This window comes from Chitinophaga costaii, from assembly GCF_900094705.1.
Taxonomy (GTDB): Bacteria; Bacteroidota; Bacteroidia; order Chitinophagales; family Chitinophagaceae; genus Chitinophaga; species Chitinophaga costaii.
The window spans coordinates 20,845-43,515 of sequence record NZ_FMAR01000005.1 but is presented as its reverse complement, the minus strand read 5'-3'; the positions used below and the strand labels follow the sequence as shown (position 1 = coordinate 43,515).

Below are 22,671 nucleotides of genomic sequence, written 5' to 3'. Positions count from 1 at the left end.
TACGCGGGAAAAACCAAGGAAAACCATGGCGATGGAATATGATGCAGTAGTAGTTGGATCGGGACCTAACGGGCTGGCAGCTGCGATTGCACTGCAACAGGCAAATTTATCGGTACTGGTTATAGAAGGGCATACAACGCCAGGCGGCGGCCTGCGCACAGCAGAATTGGTAGGCCCGGGTTATTGGTCGGATGTATGTTCGGCCATTCATCCTATGGCCGCCGGTTCTCCCTTTTTGCAAACCCTGCCGCTGCAACAGTTTGGGCTGGAATACATTCACCCGCCGGTGCTGGCCGCCCATCCGCAGGACGATGGCAGCGCAGCCGTTTTGCTGCGCGACCTTGATGCCACGGTAGCGGCACTAGGTGCCGACGGTGCGGCTTACCGCAGCCTCCTGCAGCCTGTGGTGAAGTGCTGGCCAGCCATTGCGCCGGATATATTGGGGCCTTTGCCCTTGCCAAAACATCCGCTGGATATGGCAGCCTTTGGATTTAAAGCCTTACAGTCTGCCACCAGCATTGCCCATCGCTTTAAAACCGAAGCTGCCAAAGGCCTGTGGGCTGGCATGGCAGCACATAGCTTCCTGCCGCTGCAAACGGCCACCACCGCTGCCGTAGGCCTGGTGTTAATGGCCAATGGACACCTGGGTGGATGGCCCCTGGCAAAAGGAGGTTCGCAAGGTATTGCCAAGGCTATGCTGGCCTACTTTCAATCGCTGGGTGGCAAAGTGGAAACAGGCCGCTTTATTCATTCACTGGAAGAACTGCCCAAAGCAAAGGCCGTGTTGTTCGACATTGCTCCCCGGCAATTGCTCGATATGGCAGGTGTATCGCTCCCCGCATTTTATCGCTGGCAGTTAAAAAAATACCGTTATGGGCCGGGTGTGTTTAAGGTAGACTGGGCGCTCGGTGGCCCGGTGCCTTTTACCGCGCAGCAGTGCAAAGCCGCCGGTACTGTACATCTGGGAGGTACACTCGCAGAAATTGCGCGTTCGGAATCGGATGTAAATGCGGGGAAATTAAATGATAACCCCTTCGTGCTGCTGGCACAGCAAAGCCTGTTCGACGCCACCCGCGCACCAGCGGGAAAACAAGTATTGTGGGGCTACTGCCATGTACCCGCTGGCAGCACTGCCGATCGTACGGCCATCATAGAAAAACAGATCGAAAGATATGCGCCTGGATTCCGGGATCTTATTATTGATAAACACACTTATAATACCCAGGAATTAGAGGCTTACAATCCCAACTACATTGGCGGTGATATTAACGGTGGCATACTCGATATCTGGCAACTCTTTACGCGGCCTGCGTTGCGCGCTTCGCCTTATCGTACCGGTGTAAAAGGTTTGTATCTCTGCTCTGCCTCCACACCGCCTGGCGGTGGCGTGCATGGCATGTGTGGTTTTCACGCAGCACGCCGTGCGCTCAAAGATATCTGGCATATTACGCTGCCTGTTCCCCGCAAACAAGGATAACCCGAAAATAAAACGCCCGGCAGGTAAATCCTGGCCGGGCGTTTTACGGGCAATACGTTTATTACAATAAAAAAGGCCAGCACGATTGATGTGCTGGCCTTTTACTGAATGAGCGGAAGACCGGGCTCGAACCGGCCACCCCGACCTTGGCAAGGTCGTGCTCTACCAAATGAGCTACTTCCGCAGGTGTGTATGGGTAGAAAAAGTTGTCAATTTATGCCCCGCTTGCTGGCCCTTTTAGCCTGTAATGCTTTACTGTATTGTGTTTTGGGATTGCAAAGATAGGAAACAGAAATTAATCGCCAAATATTTTTACAGAAATGCTGATTTTTTTGGGCAAGGGGCAGGGCCGGTGGCTGCCAATGCTACCTCCAGTAGGATATGCCTTTTCAAGTGCCTACGTTTATACAAGGGATACATAAATATTGGAGGCCGTTAATAAAAACATACAGGGTCTTATAATTTTTTCTAATTTCATTCTATCAACTGTTGCAGTAATACACGGCTACAGAATAGTTATTCCGTGGAGGGGTGTTTTTAAGCTATAACACTGTAGCCGGCATAGTACGACATACATAATATCAACATTTTTGTACGGAGGAGACGACCAGATCCAATTTATAAGTGGAACCATGTAATACCGGGGGAACCAACCAACAACTTTTCCGATTTATCTATTGTGTTGTCATGCTTTATCCTGTGAAGACCTGGAAACCTTTATGCTAATCATAAAATTCAACTGATGGCTTTGCCGCTGTATATGTAGTTATGCCATGAAGGCCTTGGGGCGAATCATGTTATGCCTAAAAAAATAAAAGGGGGCGTGATATGGAAAAAATGAACATGCCGGCATCTTGTATAAGAAACAAAACAATAAATATCATACACGGCGTATAACCATCACCGTGAGGGAAACTGTTGCTCAAAGATTGTGAATACTGTAAAATGTAGAACAATTAACAACAGATCCCGCTTGTTGAGGCGGGGTCTTTATTTTATGCATGTGTAGGCCGTCATCATGCGCGGTATGGGTGTCGTAGGAAAAAGATCGCAACACGTATTTCGTTATACCCATACTATTTCCCTGAACGCCGGCAGGTAGTTACCCTGAAAGTTGGCCTTTCATCCTAACTCCGAAAAAGCTGCTGGTGTAATGAAATAAAATAAAGGACACAACTATTTAAATTTAAACCGAAAGGCTGCTTGCCACTACGCTGGCAAGGGGCCTTTTGTCATTTACAGGAAGGACGCTGTGATTATAGTTTCGTACGCTTGTCAAGCGGGGTATAATTGCCCCAAAGCCTTCGCCCGCTTTGCGCGGTATCCATAACAGGTTCGCTTACCAACCTGTTTTTACAGGGCGTCGTTTTGTTTTTAAGCCATAATGGGAGGATATTTGCAGCATGCCAATTGTTCGTCATTCCGGCTACCAGCCGCCCCTATTGCTACGCAACCGTCACCTGCTCACCATTTACCCCACTTTGTGCAGGTGGGTAAAACCCGTCGCATATACCCGGGAGCGTATAATCCTTCCTGACAGCGATTTTCTGGACCTGGATTTCAGCAAGGTAAACAGTGACCGCCTGGTGCTGGTGCTGCATGGGTTAGAGGGCGATGCTCAACGCAAATATGTGAAGGGGATGGTATCACTTTTTAACCAGCAGGGATATGACGCGGCGGCGATGAATTTCCGGGGCTGTAGTGGAGAGCCAAATAAAGCCCTGCGCTTTTACCATAGTGGCGACACTGGCGATCTGGATGCGGTGCTGCATCATTTGGAGGCGGTTTATCCTTATAAGGCCATTTACCTGATCGGGTTTTCCCTGGGTGGCAACGTAGTACTCAAATATACGGGTGAAAAAGGAAGGGATATATCTCCCCTGATACGTGCCACCGTGGCCATTTCTGTGCCCGTAGACCTGGCCAATAGCGCGATTGAGCTGGAGAAAAAACAGAACAATATTTACATGCAGCGTTTCATCCGCTCCCTGGGTGAAAAACTGGCCGCCAAGGCAAAATTATTTCCCAACGAAATTAACCTGGACGGATATGCCGCTATCAACACCTTTCGCCAGTTCGACAACCGTTATACTGCGCCCCTGCATGGCTTCCCCAATGCAGCAGTATACTGGGCCAGCAGTAGTGCTATAAGGGTGTTGCACCAGGTGGCTATACCTACGTTACTCATCAATGCCCAGGACGACCCCTTCCTGGGAGCGGGCTGTTATCCCTACGACATTGCAGAAAAAAGCGCCCACTTTTTCCTGGAAACGCCCCGCTATGGAGGGCATGTGGGTTTCGTAAACTTCGGCGTGTCCAGCTACTGGACAGAACGGCGGGCGCTTGATTTTATCCGTACGCATGGCGCATCATGATGCCATGTTGATATTCATTGATAAAAGTGGCAGGCCTACCTTTTTTCCGTAGATCATTTTTCGTGTATCCCTGCCGTGATTACCCCTGCGTAATGTGTAATCCCGCTTCATTATTTATCTAGCAAAAACAGCGGCTATTCGTCCGCTAAAAGTATTGGATATAGGAAAATACACCGGCGTATTTTTTGTTCTACGGTTTTAGTATTAAAAAAAATATAGAAACGAAAGTGTTAGTGGTCTATAATTTCGTAATTTTCGGCCTACTTAACCTACTTTGAACGGTTATTCGTTGCATTTAACCTGTATTGTTTAACATCACAAACGCAGCACGTAAGGTTATATTACCAATTAAAATAACCTGTGCTGTTTAGGAAAAATCATTCATATGAAACTTGTATCTGTAAAAGGGAATTTACTACTTGCCGCTTGTTTGATTACCATGACTGCACATGCCCAGTTAGGAAACTTACTACAAAAGGCCAAAGATAAAGGGACACAGAAAGCTTCGGAAGCTATTGATAAAAAGTTAGACGGGAAAACATCCGGTAACAATACGACCGGATCAGATAGTGAAGAAGCCGCTGCCAATGGAACAACCAATAGCCACAAACGCCTCAGCGTGGAAAGTGTTTTTGACTTTGTACCTGCCGATTCCGTATTATATACCAGCCGCTTCGATATGTTGCCAACAGGCGTATTGCCGGCAGCCTGGAAAACCAATGGCAGCGGGCAGTTAGTGAAGGTGGGAGAATTTCCTGGTAGCTGGTTGCAGGTCCAGGAAAATGCCACTTACAAGCTTAAACAAAATCTTATCCTACCCGAAAATGGTACCATCGAATTTGATATTCTGACCAGTTGCGATAAAGTGAAAGACCTTTCCCCTGTTCAATTTGGCGTTGCCGAAAATAACAGCGTGAGCGATTGGAATGAAGGCGATATTGCCCATGTGGAGCTGATGTACTACAATGACAACGAAGTTTCCTCCTTCGCGCATTTTGGAAATAAATACAACAGTGTCACGTTCGATCTCAATCCGTATGCAAATGCTAAAATGCATGTATCTATCGTATTGAAGGGGCAGCAAATGAAAGTGTACCTCGACAAAACGAAGGTGTTGGATGCTCAAATGTTTAAAGAAAATGCCCGCAAATATTTTTACTTCAGCGCTCCGCTGGAAATGAAAAATGATGCTAAGGTTTTCTTTGGTAATGTGCGTATTGCAGAATAAGCACTCATCTAAAAAATAGTAAAACAATTACATATTATAAAAAGGCCTGAAAGCATTGCTGGCAGGCCTTTTTTGTTGCCCTGTTCCCTGGATGTCGTAGCCGCCGGCTATTTTCGTGACAATGAGATAACAATTTGTGTCAGTTATTTTATCACGCGTTTCAGAATGCGGATTTATATATTCAAATTTGTGAAAACCTTCCGGAGCTTTCGCATGGATACGACCAAATCAAGATCATCCTTTCTCATTTTTATTTTAGGAACACTCACGGCTTTAGGGCCATTTTCTATCGATATGTATCTGCCGGGTTTTCCGGCCATCGCCAAAGACCTGGGCGTGCGCGACACCGAAGTCGGCTTGTCGCTGTCCAGTTACTTCGTGGGCATTGCTGCCGGGCAAATACTGTATGGGCCTTTACTGGACAGGTTTGGGCGCAAACGCCCGCTCTACATTGGCCTGGCCGTGTACATACTGGCGTCCATAGGTTGTATGTTGTCGCATAGCCTGAATAGCCTGGTGATCCTGCGTTTTGTGCAGGCCGTGGGTAGCTGCGCGGCTACTGTGGCGGCGGTGGCCATGGTGCGCGATATTTTTCCGGTGAAAGACAATGCCCGGGTATTTGCCTTACTCATGCTGGTAGTAGGTGCATCGCCTATGCTGGCCCCCACTATCGGTGGGTATGTAAGCGCTGGCATTGGCTGGCATTATATCTTTGCGATCCTTGGCGGGATGGGGATACTCACGCTGATAGCCAGCATTTGGTGGCTACCCTCTAGCTACCGGCCAGATCTTACCCTGTCGCTAAAGCCATTACCCATTTTAAAAAACTTCTGGTTGGTGCTGCGCGAGCCGCAGTTTTTCACCTATGCCTTTACCGGCGCTATAGCTTTTGCAGGCCTGTTTGTATACGTTTCCGGCTCTTCCCATGTGCTGATGCAGGTATATCACCTTACGGACAAGCAGTTTGGTTGGATATTCGCCTTTTTATCTGTAGGACTCATCGGGGCTAACCAGCTCAATAATGTAGCCTTGCGGTTTTATACCAGCCAGCAGGTAGTGCCTATGGCGCTGCTGGTGCAGTCGTTGTCGGGCCTGGCGTTGCTGGTGCTGGCGCTGAATGGGTGGCTGTCGCTACCGGTGCTCATCGTACTCTTATTTATATACCTCAGTGGCATAGGTTTTACCAATCCCAACGCAGCCGCCTTATCGCTGGCCCCTTTTGAAAGAAACGCGGGCAGTGCATCTGCCATGATGGGTGCCCTGCAAATGGGTTGTGGAGCATTGGCTTCCCTGGTGGTAAGCCTGTTTCACAGCACCAGCGCAGTGCCTATGACTGCCACCATGTGTGCATCCGGCATACTGGCCCTGGTCATTTTGCTCATAGGACGCCGCCAGATAGCCGGCCCGGTGCTGGCTGGCCAGGCCAGCGGCGTGCTGCACTAGGGTATGGTCCGGGAATATCCCTCTTTTCCTTTGCATTTTAACCTGCCTGGTGAAGAATAAGCTATTAGCGTATATGCGAAAGCGTTATATTTTTCTTCCTAAAGGCGCTTTGAATCAGCATCAACCGCATGAGCCTGCACCTGCATTTTTCCAGCGATGAGCGATGTGGCAGGCGGATGCTGTGTTACAGTATGTGGGTGTCTTTTGTTTTGTAGCGATGCAGTATGCGCACCACCGGGACTGATTGTATCCTTACCCGATCTCGAAATTAAAATCTTTTGTCATTACTATCCTGCCTTCTGTTTCGGCCCCGTGGCCCGGCACTTGCAGTCCTTTGATCTTGGCTGTTTTACTTTTAGTGAGAAGGTCTGTCACCTGTTTTTCGCTGAGCTTTTTGCCCATCATTTCAAAAGGCAGTTTAAAACCGCATACCTGAAAGTTAGCGCAGCCATAGGCGGCATGGCCTTTTTTGAGCAAGTGTACTTTGCATTTGGGACAATAAAGAGCGTCTATGGAAATGGCCGGTTTAGGTTCTTTTTTGGGTTTGGGTTCCTTCTCCACTTCCGGCGGAGTTTCAGGTGTGAGCGTGATCACCTTGTAGGCATTGTTCTTTACCTCTCTGGTCAGCTCCATCACCATGGCGATCAGTTCCTGTTTAAATGTTTCCATGGCGTACTCGCCTTTCTCAATAAGGCGTAGTTTACGTTCCCAGTTGCCCGTTAGTTCGGCGCTTTTCAGCAATTCGTTCTGGATAGTATCGATCAGTTCTATGCCGGTTTGGGTGGCATAAATATTCTTCTTTCTTTTTTCAATGTATTTGCGGCGGAACAATGTTTCGATGATATTAGCGCGGGTAGATGGGCGGCCAATGCCGTTGTCTTTCAGTAGCTCCCGCATTTCCTCGTCTTCCACCTGCTTGCCTGCCGTTTCCATAGCCCTCAGCAAAGTGGCTTCTGTAAAGGGTTTGGGTGGGGTCGTTTTGCCTTGGTGTACTTTGGGTATATGAGGTCCGCTTTCACCCACCACGAAAATGGGGAGGGTCTTTTCTTCTTCCTCGCCTTCTTTTTTGTCCGGCACATCGTTGGCATAAACTTCCCGCCAGCCGGGTGTTATAATTTGCTTGCCCGTGGCCTTAAATGGCACCTGGCCTACCTTACCCAGCACCGTGGTGTTAGACACTTTACACTCCGGGTAAAATGCGGCGATGAAGCGGCGGGCCACCAGGTCGTACACGCGTTTCTCTTCCAGCGGCAAACCCTGTGGATACATGCCGGTGGGTATAATGGCGTGGTGGTCGGTTACTTTTTTGTCGTCGAATACCGACTTTAATTTGGGAATAGGATGGGCCAGGAGGGGGGCAGTGAGTGCGCTGTAGGGCGTGAGATCCTGCAAAATGCCCGCAATTTTTGGATGCAGGTCTTCGGAGAGGTAAGTGGTATCTACCCGGGGATAAGTAACCAGTTTTTTCTCATACAGGTTTTGGATCAATTTCAATGTATCGTCTGCGGAGTAGCCGAATTTTTTATTGGCTTCCACTTGCAGGGCTGTCAGGTCAAACAAGCGGGGATTGCCTTCCCTGCCTTCCTTCCTTTCAAAAGAAGTGATCTCGAAAGGATGTTCTTTCAGGTAGGCCAGGCCTTTATTGGCCTTGTCGGCGCTCTTAAGCCGGTCTATGGCGGCGGTAAATTCTGTTTCGCGGTAAATGGTTTTCAGCTCCCAATACTCTTCCTGCACAAACGCGTTGATCTCCTTTTGGCGGGCCACTATCATGGCCAGGGTGGGGGTTTGCACACGGCCAATGGAGAGTATGATCTTGCCGGTACCAAATTTTTTGGTGAACAAGCGGGTGGCATTCATGCCCAGCAGCCAGTCGCCAATGGCGCGGGCGCTGCCGGCGGCATATAAATTATTATAGAGCGCCCCATCTTTCAACGCGTTGAAACCCTCTTTAATGGCCTGTTCCGTGAGGGAGGATATCCACAATCTTTTTACGGGTTTGGTGTTCTGAGCTTTGAGCAGTACCCACCGTTGTATTAATTCCCCTTCCTGCCCGGCATCACCGCAGTTTATCACCTCATCGCATTGCTCCACCAGTTGGGCAATCACCTTAAATTGTTTTTGTACGCCGGGATTGTCTATCAATTTTATGCCGAAGCTGGCGGGTATCATGGGCAGGTCTTCCAGCCGCCAGTACTTCCACTGGTCGTAATAATCATGGGGTTCCTTGAGTGTGCAGAAGTGTCCGAACGTCCAGGTTACCTGATAGTCGTTGCCTTCGTAATAGCCTTCCTTCCGTTGCTTCGCACCGAGTATTTCAGCAATATCCCTGGCCACACTTGGTTTTTCTGCAATGCAAAGTTTCATGATATTAAAATAAAGGGAACGAAGATCGGATTTTTAAATATAAAACGGGCTAAACCCGCCCTGCTGTTAATTTATAAACGAATGCGCAGAAACTTCCGTGGTGCACCGTAATTATTTAAGGGAACTTTGAAAGGTAGCAATACTGTACAATGCGCTACTATAACAAGCATGAATTTTCCAATAAAATTATACGGCCATGATGGTCAAAATGGTTAGCGGTCAACGCCAGTAAAAAGTTAAAGGATTAAATGGGGTACAAAAAAATAAGGCTTCGATTTCTATCGAAGCCTTTGCTGTGGGAACTTGCTACCTGTAGCCTGCACCCTACCGCGCAATATGAATACCATCACTCACTGGCTTCCTCGCCTTTTTCGCCTAGTTTAACAATGTCGCCGGGCTGAAACAGGATGGCCTGCAGGGTTTCTTTCCATTTGGGTTTCTGGCGCAGCAAAAATTCTAGGTCCATACCAAAATGTTTAAATTCTTCATGTTGCGCATTCTGCATGATAGCTTTGGCATCCTTGTCTTTTTCCAGGGCAATGCGTTGTTCATACCAACTGATGGCTTCACCTTCTTCAATCAGGGAGGTGATCATACGGGCAAAAGTGCGTACTTTTTCCGGCAGTTCCTGCGCGGGTTCATGGTATTGTTCTGTAGCCATATGGGGTGGTTAAGGTGAAAGAAAAAGGGTACATTCTTTTTACCCTAAAAATCATTCCATGTCTATAATGCCGGGACTGCTGGAGTTTTAAATAGTGCCTGTGGGGATTAAAGAAACAACTATTCAGCGCCCGGTTTTGCTGGAAAAATGGCTTGTTATATGCATGGGATTGATTATTTTGTTACATGCCTCTGTCCTTGCGCAAATTTATTCAACGATTGTTCCGGGCCCCTATGATACGCCTGGCGGACAAGCTTTCTTCGCGGCCCGATAAAGCCGCGGTATTTAAAGCCCTTTCCACGCTGTATGATGATATAGAAAATGGAAAAACTACCCGTGGCCGCATACAGCCTTTTGATCCGGACAAGGCCCGTTACATCATCTTTTCCGACGAACACAAAGGCGGCAAAGATGAAGCCGACGATTTCATGCCGGCAGAAAGTAATTACATCGCCGCCCTGCAACACTACTATGCGGAAGGATTTACCTTTATCAACCTGGGCGACTGCGAGGAATTATGGGAAAACAAACCCGCCGTAACCCTTGATAAAAACAAGGCCTCCCTGGATGAAGAAGTAAAGTTTTTGCAAGCTGGCCGTTACCACCGCATGTTTGGCAACCACGACCTGGAATGGGGTTATGCAGTGCCGGAAAATCTTTACCTGAAACCGGTCTTTGGTCCTTCGCTGGAAGTAAAAGAAGGCCTCATCCTGCGCGCTACCATGCAGCAGCAAACGGCGTCTATTTTCCTCACCCATGGTCACCAGGGCGACCAGCGCAGTGATGGCAACGCCTTCAGTAAATGGGTAGTGGCGGCCATCTGGACACCCATACAGCGCTACCTGGAAATTAGCCTGAACACTCCTTCCGATTCTTTTGAACTGGCCGATGCTCATAACATCATTATGTATGAATGGAGTGCTACCCGCCGTAACAGGGTGCTCATCTCCGGGCATACACATAAGCCGGTATTTGCTTCGCTGGATCATATTGACCGGCTGAACAAACAACTCCAAAAAGCACAGGCCGAAAACAATACCACGTTGATGGCCGAACTTCAAATAGCCCTGGACACCCGGCGCAAAGAATATGCTGGCAAGCAGCAAGTAAAAACCATGGCGCATCCCAGTTATTTTAACACCGGCTGCTGCTGTTTTAGTGACGGCGATTGTACCGGCATAGAGATCGCCGATGGATTTATCCGCCTGGTAAAGTGGAAAGACAATGGCCATGGTACGGAACGCATGGTGCTGGAAGAATCGCCGCTGTTTTACCTCTTCGATCAATTGTAAGTGAGCGGGAATCTTTAATTTCGCGGGCAATGAAGGAGGAGATCAAAGTAAGTGTTATCATTGCCACCTGGAATGCTGCCCACCTGCTGCCGGCCTGCCTGGACAGTATTGCAGCGGTGCAGGTGCCAGGCCTGGAAATAGTGATTGCAGACGGCGGTAGCAAAGACAATACGGTGGCGCTCCTGGAAGCGTTTAAGAAGGTGCCCCTGCATTATATTAGCGAGCCGGATAAAGGCATTTACGATGCGCTGAACAAGGGCGTATCACAGGCCCACGGCAAGTGGTTGTACTTCATGGGGGCGGATGACCGGCTGCTGCCCGGCTTCGCCAACCTTTGCCAAAAATTGCAGGATGAACATACTGTTTATTACGGCAACACCGTTCCCGTTTACGGTCCCGAAAAACCTGCTTATACCTTACTGGTAGGCGAGTTTACCCCCTGGCGGCTGGCACAATACTGCATGAATCACCAGCAGATAATATACCCGGCCAGTGTGTTTGCCAAATATCAATATCCCCTGAAATATAAAGTGTTTGGCGATTATGCACTGAACCTGCAGGTGTGGGGGGATCCGCATTTTCCGAAAGTATTTTACCCGATCAATATTGCCGGCTATTACATGGGCGGACTTTCTTCTTTTCATAACGATACGGTTTTTAAAAAAGACAAGGCCCGTATTATTTTGCATAGCATGGGTTGGTGGACTTACCTTCGCTTTTTGATCAAACGTTTTAAGCGCAGGCATTTACAGGGCCATCCCGTTTTTTTTTAATGATATGAAGACCAGCATTGATATTGTGATTCCATCTTTCCGCCTGGAAGAAAAATACATTTTACCTATTCTGCAATTGCAGCCGCCTGCGGACGCCGATGTGAAATTTTACCTCGTGGTAGACAATCCTGCGGTACATCCTTCGCCCGCCATCCGGGCATTGGTGGATAATGTACGTGTATTCCTCCACATCAACCAACGCAACCAGGGCGCCGCCATTACCCGCAATGCCGGACTGGAAGCGGGTGCTGGCCAGTGGGTGCTTTTCCTGGACGATGATATACTGGTGCCTGCCAATCTATTGCAAACCTATGCCACCGCTGCTATTACACAACCGGAAGAAATTGGTTTCATTGGCCTTATCACTTTTCCTCCGGCGCAATCCACCTTTACCCAAGCCATTGACGCAAGTGGTTCTATGGACATTTTTCGTATATCGCTAGACCGGGAAGCTTTTGCCTGGGGCGCTACGGCCAATATTATGGTAAAGCGCAGCGCGATGGGGCCGGTGCGTTTCTCTACTGCCTATCCTAAATCTGGTGGAGGAGAAGACGTAGACTTTTTTATCAATGTGCGCCAACGCAATGACTATAAAGATTTTCGAAGCCTGCCCCTGGCCGCCGTAGAACATCCCTGGTGGAATAACAACCGGGTAAATTATCAACGCCCTTACCGGTATGGCATAGGCAATAGCTGGTTGCCTAAGCTAAATCCGCGTTATGCTTACCACGATATGCTGGATACGCCGGAAACATTGCTGGTGGCGGCCTTGGTCACGGTGGTGGTGTCCATTGTACATCCGTCGGCGCTGGGTGTTATGCTGGTAGCAATGGCCGGCATTATCGTAATAGAGTTTATCGCTACCAGTGTGCAGGTGTGGAAGCGCAAGGGGAGGGTAAATGTACAGACCTTGTATTACGTGATGATGCTCCGGCTAGCGCACGATGGAGGTATGCTGGCGGGTAAATTAAAACGAGGGGAGTGGTGGCGCATAGGACAGCGCTTTCATTACGATGGTGTGATCAACAAATTATATTTTTACCGGTCTAACACCTATCGTACCATCAAATGGATACTGTATCCATTGCTGGCGTGGATGGTCTGGCGGCATTTTTAAATTTGTGCCAGGCCGTTGGCAGACATTCTTCTTTTACTCAGCAAGGTTTCGTGGTAAATACGTTCATTGCTGTCTGTAAAATGTTTGGAATTAATATTATGGTTCAGGTGATAGCACACCGCCGCCAGTTTAAGTCTTTCTTTTTTCACCCCCGAATTAATGAGGCGGGCGGCAAATTCATGGTCTTCATAACCCCAGCCCGTAAAAAGATTATCATATCCATTTACCGCGATGTAATCATTTTTCCAGAACGCCAGGTTGCAGGCTTTAATGTTGTGCGAGCTTTCCGGGTCTGCCTTAATAAGTGCAGACAAGAAAGGAATGCGCAGGGCATTGAGACGGTTGTTGATGCCCTTGCCAAAGAAGTGAAATTTGCAGCGTTTTTGTCCCAGTGCCTCGCGGGTGCGGGCGTCATCCAGTAGTACGCGGCTACCTTGTACAAAACGTGCTGCACGCGCATTCTTCACGTGGTCTTCTACAAACCTGCGGTGCAGGATAATATCGCCATCTATCTGAATGATGTAATCAGAAGCTGCCTGTTGCATGGCTTTGTTGAGGATGGTGCTTTTGCGGAAGCCTTTATCCTCATGCCATACATGCTTTACCGGGATATTAAAGACGCCCTGGTATTTCCGGATCACTGCTTCCGTTTCTTTTCCGGAACCATCATCTGCAATAAGGATCTCATCCGCCTGGCGGGTTTGTTGCTGTAAGCTAAATAATACGCAGTCCAGCGCTTTGGGCCAATTGTAGGTTGAAATCAAAATACCAACGCTGATATTTATGTTTTTCATGCTTTTTCACTTTAAACGATATGTAAAATTTATGGGCCATGCATGCCTTTTCCACCGGTTTAATTGGGCGAAAAAGTTTGCATTTCAATGAGTTTACGGTAAAGACCAGGACGTTCTACTAATTCCTGGTGGGTGCCTTGTTCCACCACCTGTCCTTGTTCCAGCACGATGATGAGATCGGCGTTTTGAATGGTACTGAGGCGGTGGGCAATGATGAGGGAAGTTCGGTTTTTCATCAGGTTGTTCAGTGCCTCCTGTACCAGCTTTTCCGATTCCGTATCTAGTGCGGAGGTAGCTTCATCCAGCAACATAATGGGTGGATTGCGCAGTACTGCCCGGGCTATGCAGATGCGTTGCCGCTGTCCACCGGAAAGTTTAGTCCCCTTATCGCCAATGTTGGTTTGGTAACCTTGTTCAGTAGCGATAATAAAATTATGGGCGTTGGCTACCCGGGCGGCTGCTTCTACCTCGGCTATGGTGGCGTCTGGATTAGCAAAGGCGATGTTGTTAAAAATGGTATCGTTAAACAAAATAGATTCCTGGTTTACGACGCCCATGAGATTGCGCAGTTGGTGGGTTTGCAAAGTTTCCAGGTCTTGCCCGTCTAGGAGGATACGGCCCGACTTCGGTACGGTAAAACGGGGGATCAGGTCCATCAAAGTAGACTTGCCCCCACCGGAAGGGCCTACCAGCGCCACCGATTTGCCTTTGGGAATGGTGAGGGTAATGCCGTGCAATACTTCTTTCTCGCCATAAGCAAAAGCCACGTTTTCGAAATGGATGTTATCGTTAAAACTGGAAATGGGTTTGGCATTGGGGGCATCCACGATTTGCGGCTTTTCATCGATCAGGGCCAGTACGCGTTCGCCAGCGGCAATGCCGGAATGAATATTACTAAACGAGGTAGATAAAGCCTTGGCTGGCCGCATGATCTGGGAGTACAGCGCGATGTAGGCCACGAAACTGGCCGCTGTCATAGTGCTGGTGCCGGATAATACCTGGTAGCCACCGTACAGCACAATAATGGCCACCATTATAACGCCCATAGTTTCAGATACCGGCGATGCCAGCTGCTGCCGGCGGGCCATGGAACGTATAATGTTGGAATAACGGATGTTCTCGTCATTGAAACGTTGGGTAGTATAGTTGGTAGCATTAAACGCTTTCACAATGCGCATACCGTTCAGCGCTTCATCCAGGTAGCTGATCATGTTGCCATAAGCTTGATGCGATGCGGAGGCCTGCTTTTTCAGGTTTTTTACAATGCGGGCAATGATCAGGCCCGCCACCGGCACCACCAGCATGGAAAAAAGGGTGAGCTTGTAAGAAATCATCAGCAACATCACCAGGTAGGCAATGATCGTGACGGGTTCTTTGAAGATCACTTGCAGGGTACCGGTTACGGAAAACTGCACCACCTGCACGTCGGATGCTATTTTGGAAATGATATCCCCCTTCCGTTCATTGCTAAAATAGCCCAGGTGCAGATCCATTACGTTATTGAAAACAGACCGGCGCAGGTTTAGCAAGGTATTGATACGGAGGTTCTCCATCGTTCGTTCTGATAAATAGCGGAACACATTTCCCAGCACCACAGAAAGAATGATCACACCGCACACATACTGCAGGGTCACGAATGTATTGCCACGGGCATTGATAACGCTGATATAATAATTAAATGTTTTAAATACGTCCATGAAGTGTGCCGGTTTGGGTAGTATGGCATGTGTACCCGGATTAAACAACACGGTGAGCAAAGGCGCCAGTAAGGCCAGGTTTAAGGTGCTGAACAATACGGATAATGCGGTAAAAATGATATATGGTATTGCGTATTTTCCAATTGGTCGGGCAAATGATAGTAGCCGGAAATATGTCTTCATGTTTAATTCAATAGTCCAAAAAACCAAAGGTAGGCTTATCCTCCTGCTCGTAATCATGCCGCTCCCTCGGTTGCCCGTAAGTTTCCTTACATTAATACTAGCAAGCGCCGGTTTTGATTACGTACAATGCTGAAAGTAAGCCAGCGCCTGCCCTGTAATAGCCGGGTCTGGAAGTATACCTGCATCCTGCTGCCTTAGCGTGCCATTGAAACGACCCTAAGCGGCAGAATGTTACAAGTAGCAGCCTACAATTTTGAGTTATGAAAAAGTTTGTGTTAAAAAATATACCATCTGCGTGTTTCAGGTGTTATGTTTTTTTCAATATTTCAAATTAAAAGCAAATGGTAAATGATGGGTGAACATGTACCTATACGATTAACATTAATCATGAAATAATAAGAATGATACGCTATTTAAATAAGGTTCAAAATTTGCGCCATGTTTGCCCGTTGGTTATTATGCCGGGCTTAAGCCGGGTTGCTTCCCCTCGATGCAATATGTATATAATTTTTTATAATATGAAATTTAATTGTTTTCTAATTTTGCCATAATTAAATGCGTTAAAATCGGATTAAAGCCAGCGCTTTCCTTACTTTACTTTTATAAATATTTCATCAATGCAAATCAAGGCCATCATTACGGGCGCTACCGGCATGGTAGGCGAGGGCGTGTTGCACGCATGCCTGCAAGACCCCCAGGTAGTGTCGGTGCTGGTGCTAAACCGTAAGCCATTGGGCCTTTCCCATCCCAAGCTTCGCGAAGTACTGCACAGCGACTTCTTCGACCTTTCTGCCGTGGAGGGTCAATTGGCGGGTTATAATGCCTGTTTTTTTTGCCTGGGCGTAACAGCTGTGGGAATGAAGGAGCCAGATTATTTCCGGCTTACCTACACACTTACCCTGCATGTGGCTGAAACCCTGGTGCGGGTAAATCCGGGGATGACCTTCTGTTATGTGTCTGGCGGGGGAACGGATACCTCGGAGCGTGGCCGAATAATGTGGGCCAGGGTAAAGGGTAAAACAGAAAACGATTTAGGCAAGTTGCCCTTTAAAGCCGAATATAATTTTCGTCCCGGCTTTTTGAAACCAGATCCGGGTGCGAAATATGTGCATTCTTTTTATAAATATATTAATTGGATGTATCCTCTTGGCAGGGCACTTTATCCCAAAGGATTTTGTAGCCTGCGTGAGCTGGGGCTAGCCATGCTGCAAGTGGTGGAACAGGGTGCTGGCAAAAAAGCATTAAACGGGAAAGACATCATTGCACTGGCGGCTGCACGGTAGGGAGGCAAGCAACCGGAAAACGGTAAAAGAAAAAGCAGGGCGAAAACGCCCCGCCTGACATTCTAATTTGTACTATTTGCTGCCAAATGAAATGTTATTCAACAAATCATTCTTACCCAAACAACAATTAACGTTGGCTTTTGTTGAGCTGCTGACCAAAAATATTTTTTTTACATGGGTGGTTGTGCAGCAGGTCATTAGCTTATGGCCATTTGACAGTCGCGGCGTTATTGGGGGTATAAAGCTCCGTTGCCAGGATCCTGTTTAACGATTACGCCCGGTAGCATCATAGTTACCGGGCGTAATAATTTATAAACAAGCCATGCGTGTTATTATTTAATTTCGAAAACATAGGTGCCTGCCGGCTTGCGGAAGTTAGCGCCCATTGCTTTTCCCTGTTCGTACACCTGCTGTCCCGGAGCTGGCTCCAGGCTAATGGTAGCGGAGCTGCTGGCGGGGATGGTAATGGTATAGGACACGCCGCTGCCCACGCGTTTCCAGGAAGAGGTAATGGTGCCATAAGGGCCTTCGTGGCTGGCTTCGAAGTGATCCAGCCCATTTACGAAATGAGGGCGCAGCAATATGTTTTTAAAACCGGGGGCCTTTTCATCAGGGAAAATGCCGGCCACGCCTTTATACAACCAGGCGCCAATTTCGCCAAACATGATATGGTTGCGCGAAATATCGGAAGCTGCATCCAGGGGCCAGTTTTCCTGGAGGGTAGTAGCGCCGTTCTGTATCCACCATCCCCAGGAAGGGAAATCGCGCTGGGCGGCTATTTTGTAAGCATCTAGCGCGTAGCCGTTTTCACTAAGCGCGTTCAATATGCTTTTGGTGCCGAGCAGCCCTACATCCAGGTGGAAGTTGTCGCTGACCACCCGTTGGTGTAGATTGGCAGCCACTTTGGCTTTCAGAGAGTCTGGCGTAAGCCCCCAATAGAGGGCTGCACTGAGTTCTGTTTGAAAGCCATCGGCATACATACCTGTGGCAGGGTTCAGGTATTTAGTGTTGAATGCGTTTTTGATGTAGGCGGCCAGTGCGGTGTAATGCGCATAGTCCTCGTTTTTACCCAACAGTTTCGCAGTTTTGGCCAGGATCGTTACGTCGGCGAAGTAGTAGCAGGAAGAGGTAAATGTTACCGGCGATTTGGATTTTACCGGCACCCAATCGCCCAAACCCCAGGTGGTAAGGCCACTGGGGCTAATCTCCGTGATATGGTCTACGTACCGTTTTATATTGTCATAACAATCGGACAGTAATTTGTGATCGCCATAAAACAGGTAGATGTTCCAGGGTATAATGGCAATGGTGCTGGTCCAGTCGGGGCCATTGCCCCACTCGTAGCCCCAGCCGTTGGTAGGAACGATGGAGGGTAGTACGCCGTTGGGCTGTTGTTCATCCCGGTGGTCTGCCATCCATTTTTCGTACACCGTAATGCCATCGAAATTATAAAGTCCTGTTTCGGAGGCAATGTGGGCATCGCCGGTCCAGCCGTTTTTTTCCCGCTGCGGGCAGTCGGTAGGGTAGCCGAACAGGTTAGAGAGGTAAGAGTTGTTAGTGGCCCACCAGAGTTTGTTGATCATCGTATCTGAAGTATTGATATGCCCCGTTACCGGCACATTACTGTGCATGAAATAAGCGGTGAGGTCTTCTTTTTTCAGTTGCAACGGGTGATCAGCGGTTATCTCTACGTATTGAAATCCTTTGTAGTTAAAGCGGGGCATAAAAGTTTCCGGTCCTTTGCCGCTCAGGGTATAGATGTCTGTCTGGAATGGATCGGTATTGTCTGTAGGCCGGTAGTGTACATCAATATTAGACAGGTCTACATGGCCATTGGCATACAACCGTTCACCGTGTTTCAGGCGCACCACCGTACCGGCAGGGCCGTCTACAGTAAGTTGGCTTACGCCGGCAATGTTGCGGCCCAGGTCAAACACATAATCGGTATCGTTAAAAGTATGCAGTGTTTGGGTAGGGATGGTTTCTACCTGCTCCACGGGCGGCAGGGCCTGGGCTACGATATGGTTAGAGGGGGCCGTGCGGTAGTACACGTTTTTCCAGGCGCTGTCGTTAAACTGGGTGGTGTTCCAGCCGGGTTGCTCATTGCGGGCATCGTAATGCTCGGCCGTATAAATGCTGTTGAACACCACGGGGCTTAGAGAAGTCTTCCAGCTTTCATCGCTGGTAATGGTGGCGGTGCTGCCATCGGTATAAGTTATGCGCAGGTCCAGGCAAAAGGCAGGACGGTTGCGCCAGGGCGCTTTGTGGAAGTCCCATACGGCGGTACTTTGCAGGTTATACCAGCCATTGCCCAGCAGTACGCCAATAGCGTTCTTGCCGGCTTGAAGCTGCGGGGTTACGTCGTAGGTTACATACAACGTGCGACGGTCAAAACGGGTATACATAGGATCCAGGCGGTGGTTGCCAATGCGCTGCCCATTGATGTACAACTCGTACAGGCCGGCCACGGCCAGGTAGGCGCGGGCAGAAGCTATGGGCTTGCTGGCGTTGAACACCTTCCGGAAACTGCCAGCAGGCTTCAGGTTAATGTTGGGATGATCGCTGATCCAAGACCCTTTCCAGTGTTGCTGGTCCATCATACCGGTTTCGAATGAGGAAACGACGGTGCGGGTTGGTTGTCCATGCTGGTCCCACAGTGTTACGCTCCAGTAATATTTGGTAAAGGGTTGCAGCGGCTGCCCGTTATAGCTGCTTTGAATGGCGCTGCCCACTACCCGTCCGGTATTCCAGACATCTTTTTTGCCCAGCATAAGGGAGTCGGTGGCTACATGTAGTTGGTAGGCGGTTTGCAGCGCGCCGTTACGGGCGTCGTCCAGTTTCCAGGACAGGCGGGGATGGGCGGCGTCTATGCCCAGGGGGCGTACCAGGTATTCGCAGGTAAGGGCTGCCGGTTGGCCGGGTGAGGCAGCGGGTGAAGGGAGTGGTGTGGCGCTGGCGGTAGGCGCATAAATAAGGCTGGCAATAAGCAGTGCAGCCAGGTAGTGAAAGCGTTGGTTCATGAAAAGCAGTTTTTTACGCAAGTGGCGTGATGGTTTCGTGGCGGTAAATTTACAGCTTTGATCTGGTGGATTTGCAGGAAAACAATATCTGACTTCCCCACAGGAAAAGTGTCCTGTACTGGCAGGATGGTGAGGGGCAGCCTTTTCGGCAGGAAGGGTACTGGCAGGGGAGTAAGATAAAAAAAGGAGGCTGTCTCATAAATGAATGAAACAGCCTCCCCGTTATGATGCATGGGCCATTAGCCCTTCATGATACTTAGGTGGTTTATGTAGGCAAGTATCCCTGTAAGTAGGTTAAAAATCGATGGAGTAATTAACAGAAACGGTGCGGCCCCGGCCCTGATAATAAAACATTTCCGGAAGTTTATAGCCTGCATACAATACTGTGGACCGCTGGCTCCAGATAGTCTGGTATTTTGTGTTAATCAGGTTTTGCACCCCAACATTTATTTTGCCCACAGGTAACTTATAACCTACAAAAAGATCACTCAGGTTAAATGCTTTCAGCTCGTTGCCGTCCTCATCTCCTAAATTGAAACTATTGGTGTTCTGGTACCGGAAATTCCACTTCCCAATACCATAACTGATATAGGACACCAATTTAGAAGGACTAGCATAAGCTATATTCTGCTTGGCCCAATGCGTAGAATCTGTTTTCGTTTTGGTGATGATCCATTGCCCGCTAACGCCAATTTCAACGTGTTTAATCGTGTAAGATACCGCGCCTTCCAGGCCCATTGTTCTTACCTTATTGTCATAGATCAGCACCTGATAAGTGGTGCCATCTGTTCTGCGGTCTTTGTTAGACTGGCTTAGGTAAACAGAAGCCTGTCCATTAAAGCCACCATGATGCGAGCGGTAGCCAACTTCATAGAGATTGGTTTTTATACCTTGCAGCGCCGCGTTATCAATGCTGAAGTATTTAGATAAGTCCCAGTTTTCTGTAGTGGTGTTATATTTATAGGTTCCTGTACCAAAATATTTGGCAGGGTCTGCCAGCGAAACTCCCTGGGAAAATGAGAACCATGCCTGGTCATTTACCGATGGTTTGTACAGCAGCTTGGCATTGGCAATTGCCATGTCGTAGGATTTAGACCCACCAGGTATGGCGCTGGCCGTTTTGCCCCTGCCATAGGCAATGTAAGCAGCTTGCTTGTAGGCTATGAAATTATCCAAATGGATATCTGAATTTTGGTAACGTATTCCTGCATCCAATTGTAATACGGGAAGAATTTTAAAGGAGCCTTGCAGATAACCGCTTAAGGTGGTGGTTTTAACATGCGGGTAACGAGGCACCGTGGCGAATTGTTTATTCACCAGGCCACCGGAAGTTAATGACTCCGAAATATCAAACAGCCCCTGGTTGCCAGTAAAAGATTCGAAATCGGCATCCACGCCATATATCAGGCCAAACCGGTTCCAGTCTTTTGAAAGCACCACTTTAGCACCTCCATAATTTGTGTTTTGACGGGAGGCCGACATAAACAAAGAGGAAGCGCCAGACGATAGGATGGTAGTGCTAGGAAAGGCGTAAAAATCCAGTCTTTCCGTTCTGTAAGCTCCTTGAATATACAGCCTTTGGCCACCTAATATATTATTCCCGGTATAAGCCAGATTAGCCATATATCGTTCTGTTTTTGGAACGATGTCTGAGTGGAATCCATCTTTCATAGCAAGTAAAGATCCATTGCCGGTAGCATAGGCTTTCAGGCTGTCGCCCAGGTACAAACTACGGTCGCCATTTGTTTTTGAATCGTAATATTGTACTGTTGCCGTCAACGAATGCTGATCATTAAATTTATAACTTCCGGATCCCATTACATTGATCGTCCTGTTATATTGCAGGTCGGTTTGGGTAATGTCTGTAAAGATCTGTTCATTATTGCCTCCATAAGAAGCGCCGTTTTGCTGGTAGCTGATGGCAGCCCTGCCGCTCCATTTACGGCCCATGCCCTGTATAGCTTGTGCAATGCGCCAATCATGATCGTCCGAATGTCTTAAGCCAGCACGGGCGCCCACTTCTGTGGAGCCACCAAATCCCATATGGGAGGCTTTCTTGGTAATGATATTGATAATACCACCGGTAGCATCGCCTCCGTAAATGGAACTGGCACCAGACAAAACTTCTATGCGGGCAATGTTAAACGGGTCAATGGCATCCAACTGGCGGCTTATGGTTCTTAAACTATTAATGGATACACCATCGATCATTATCAGTACGGAACGGCCCCGAAGATTTTGCCCATAGTTGGAACGTCCCTGTGCACCTATGTCCAAACCAGGAACGAGTATACCAAGCATTTCTTTCAAGGGAACGCCATTTTTGGCCTGTTCCTGTATCCTGCTTTCACCCAGAACCCATACGGTTCCTGCTATATCAGCAATCCTGCTTACTTTACGGGATGCCACCGCCACTTCAGCCAGATTAGTGATACTATCGCTTTGGGTGGCTGTTTGTGCCCACCCGGTTATTCCTGAAATAATGAAGGCTGAGAAAAGGGATAATTTTTTGTAAATGCTACTCATTTTTTTATTTGGTTTCAATTTTCTCAAAAGTAGTATTTGGAAAGCCGGCTCATTTTCGAGATCAGGAAAAATTGTATAGTACTTATGGTGGACTGTTAACACACTTTACTCACCTTGAAAAAAAGTTTTTGGCTTATAGATGAAGGGCAACCGGCTAAAGGAATGTGTAATTAACAAGGGTATGGTAAGAGCGTTACTTAGCTGGGGGGCTTGTGTAACAGTGGGTTAATACAGGTAATATTAAAACTTTCTGAAGGCGGGATCAATTCCTGAAAAGTAACCTACTGATCCTATATTCACTTTCCTAATCGGGAAAAAATTTATGAAACGTATTATTGAAAAAACGATTGCTTCGATAAAAAAATATCGCTACTATAACAAAAGGCTGCCTCCTTATGAAGAAGACAGCCTCTTTGATTAATGAATGGGTTTTAAGGG

14 protein-coding genes and 1 tRNA gene are annotated in these 22,671 nt (G+C 48.1%); 8 read left to right on the top strand and 7 right to left on the bottom strand.

The window, feature by feature from the left end; genetic code table 11:
* Positions 1–25: 25 nt before the first annotated feature.
* Complete coding sequence (locus tag GA0116948_RS08855) at positions 26–1,477, top strand: phytoene desaturase family protein (protein WP_089711233.1); 1,452 nt, start codon at positions 26–28, stop codon at positions 1,475–1,477.
* 111 nt (positions 1,478–1,588) lie between these two features.
* Here GA0116948_RS08855 and GA0116948_RS08850 read toward each other — a convergent pair.
* Positions 1,589–1,661 (bottom strand) — tRNA-Gly (locus GA0116948_RS08850).
* Between the two features lie 1,219 nt (positions 1,662–2,880).
* On the opposite strand from GA0116948_RS08850, the gene GA0116948_RS08840 reads away from it, so the two are divergent.
* The 3 genes from GA0116948_RS08840 to GA0116948_RS08830 all read left to right on the top strand — a co-directional run bounded on the left by GA0116948_RS08840 (position 2,881) and on the right by GA0116948_RS08830 (position 6,523).
* Positions 2,881–3,852, top strand: a complete 972-nt coding sequence (locus GA0116948_RS08840; protein WP_089711230.1) for a YheT family hydrolase — start codon at positions 2,881–2,883, stop codon at positions 3,850–3,852.
* Positions 3,853–4,237: 385 nt separating this feature from the next.
* Positions 4,238–5,080 carry a hypothetical protein gene (locus GA0116948_RS08835; protein ID WP_123891757.1) on the top strand — a complete coding sequence of 281 codons (843 nt, stop codon included), beginning with the start codon at positions 4,238–4,240 and terminating at the stop codon, positions 5,078–5,080.
* Between the two features lie 213 nt (positions 5,081–5,293).
* The gene (locus GA0116948_RS08830; RefSeq protein WP_089711731.1) at positions 5,294–6,523 is read left to right on the top strand and encodes a multidrug effflux MFS transporter; all 1,230 of its coding nucleotides are present in this window, start codon (positions 5,294–5,296) and stop codon (positions 6,521–6,523) included.
* A gap of 252 nt (positions 6,524–6,775) precedes the next feature.
* On the opposite strand, the gene GA0116948_RS08825 is transcribed toward GA0116948_RS08830, so the two are convergent.
* Complete coding sequence (locus tag GA0116948_RS08825; RefSeq protein ID WP_089711227.1) at positions 6,776–8,887, bottom strand: type IA DNA topoisomerase; 2,112 nt, start codon at positions 8,885–8,887, stop codon at positions 6,776–6,778.
* Positions 8,888–9,233: 346 nt separating this feature from the next.
* Entirely contained in the window at positions 9,234–9,548 is a 315-nt protein-coding gene (locus GA0116948_RS08820) for a ferritin family protein (RefSeq protein WP_089711225.1), read from the bottom strand.
* A 185-nt stretch (positions 9,549–9,733) separates the two neighbouring features.
* On the opposite strand from GA0116948_RS08820, the gene GA0116948_RS08815 reads away from it, so the two are divergent.
* The 3 genes from GA0116948_RS08815 to GA0116948_RS08805 are packed head-to-tail and all read left to right on the top strand — an operon-like array spanning position 9,734 to position 12,730.
* Positions 9,734–10,840 carry a metallophosphoesterase gene (locus GA0116948_RS08815; RefSeq protein ID WP_249260567.1) on the top strand — a complete coding sequence of 369 codons (1,107 nt, stop codon included), beginning with the start codon at positions 9,734–9,736 and terminating at the stop codon, positions 10,838–10,840.
* Positions 10,841–10,869: 29 nt separating this feature from the next.
* Positions 10,870–11,613, top strand: a complete 744-nt coding sequence (locus GA0116948_RS08810; protein WP_089711223.1) for a glycosyltransferase — start codon at positions 10,870–10,872, stop codon at positions 11,611–11,613.
* 4 nt (positions 11,614–11,617) lie between these two features.
* The gene (locus tag GA0116948_RS08805) at positions 11,618–12,730 is read left to right on the top strand and encodes a glycosyltransferase family 2 protein (protein WP_089711221.1); all 1,113 of its coding nucleotides are present in this window, start codon (positions 11,618–11,620) and stop codon (positions 12,728–12,730) included.
* Here the strand turns inward: GA0116948_RS08805 and GA0116948_RS08800 are convergent.
* Both GA0116948_RS08800 and GA0116948_RS08795 read right to left on the bottom strand, forming a co-directional pair.
* On the bottom strand, positions 12,727–13,524 hold the full coding sequence (locus GA0116948_RS08800) for a glycosyltransferase family 2 protein (protein ID WP_089711219.1): 798 nt from the start codon (positions 13,522–13,524) through the stop codon (positions 12,727–12,729). The genes GA0116948_RS08805 and GA0116948_RS08800 overlap by 4 nt on opposite strands.
* Before the next feature lie 59 nt (positions 13,525–13,583).
* Positions 13,584–15,404, bottom strand: coding sequence for an ABC transporter ATP-binding protein (locus GA0116948_RS08795; RefSeq protein ID WP_089711217.1), 1,821 nt, complete (start codon positions 15,402–15,404; stop codon positions 13,584–13,586).
* 617 nt (positions 15,405–16,021) lie between these two features.
* Between GA0116948_RS08795 and GA0116948_RS08790 the strand changes: the two genes are divergently transcribed.
* On the top strand, positions 16,022–16,687 hold the full coding sequence (locus GA0116948_RS08790) for an NAD-dependent epimerase/dehydratase family protein (RefSeq protein WP_089711215.1): 666 nt from the start codon (positions 16,022–16,024) through the stop codon (positions 16,685–16,687).
* A 332-nt stretch (positions 16,688–17,019) separates the two neighbouring features.
* Here the strand turns inward: GA0116948_RS08790 and GA0116948_RS08785 are convergent, their stop codons facing one another.
* Together GA0116948_RS08785 and GA0116948_RS08780 are read right to left on the bottom strand one after the other, a co-directional pair.
* Positions 17,020–19,707, bottom strand: coding sequence for an alpha-L-rhamnosidase (locus GA0116948_RS08785; RefSeq protein ID WP_089711728.1), 2,688 nt, complete (start codon positions 19,705–19,707; stop codon positions 17,020–17,022).
* A gap of 294 nt (positions 19,708–20,001) precedes the next feature.
* On the bottom strand, positions 20,002–22,233 hold the full coding sequence (locus GA0116948_RS08780) for a TonB-dependent receptor (RefSeq protein WP_205686101.1): 2,232 nt from the start codon (positions 22,231–22,233) through the stop codon (positions 20,002–20,004).
* Positions 22,234–22,671 lie beyond the last annotated feature (438 nt).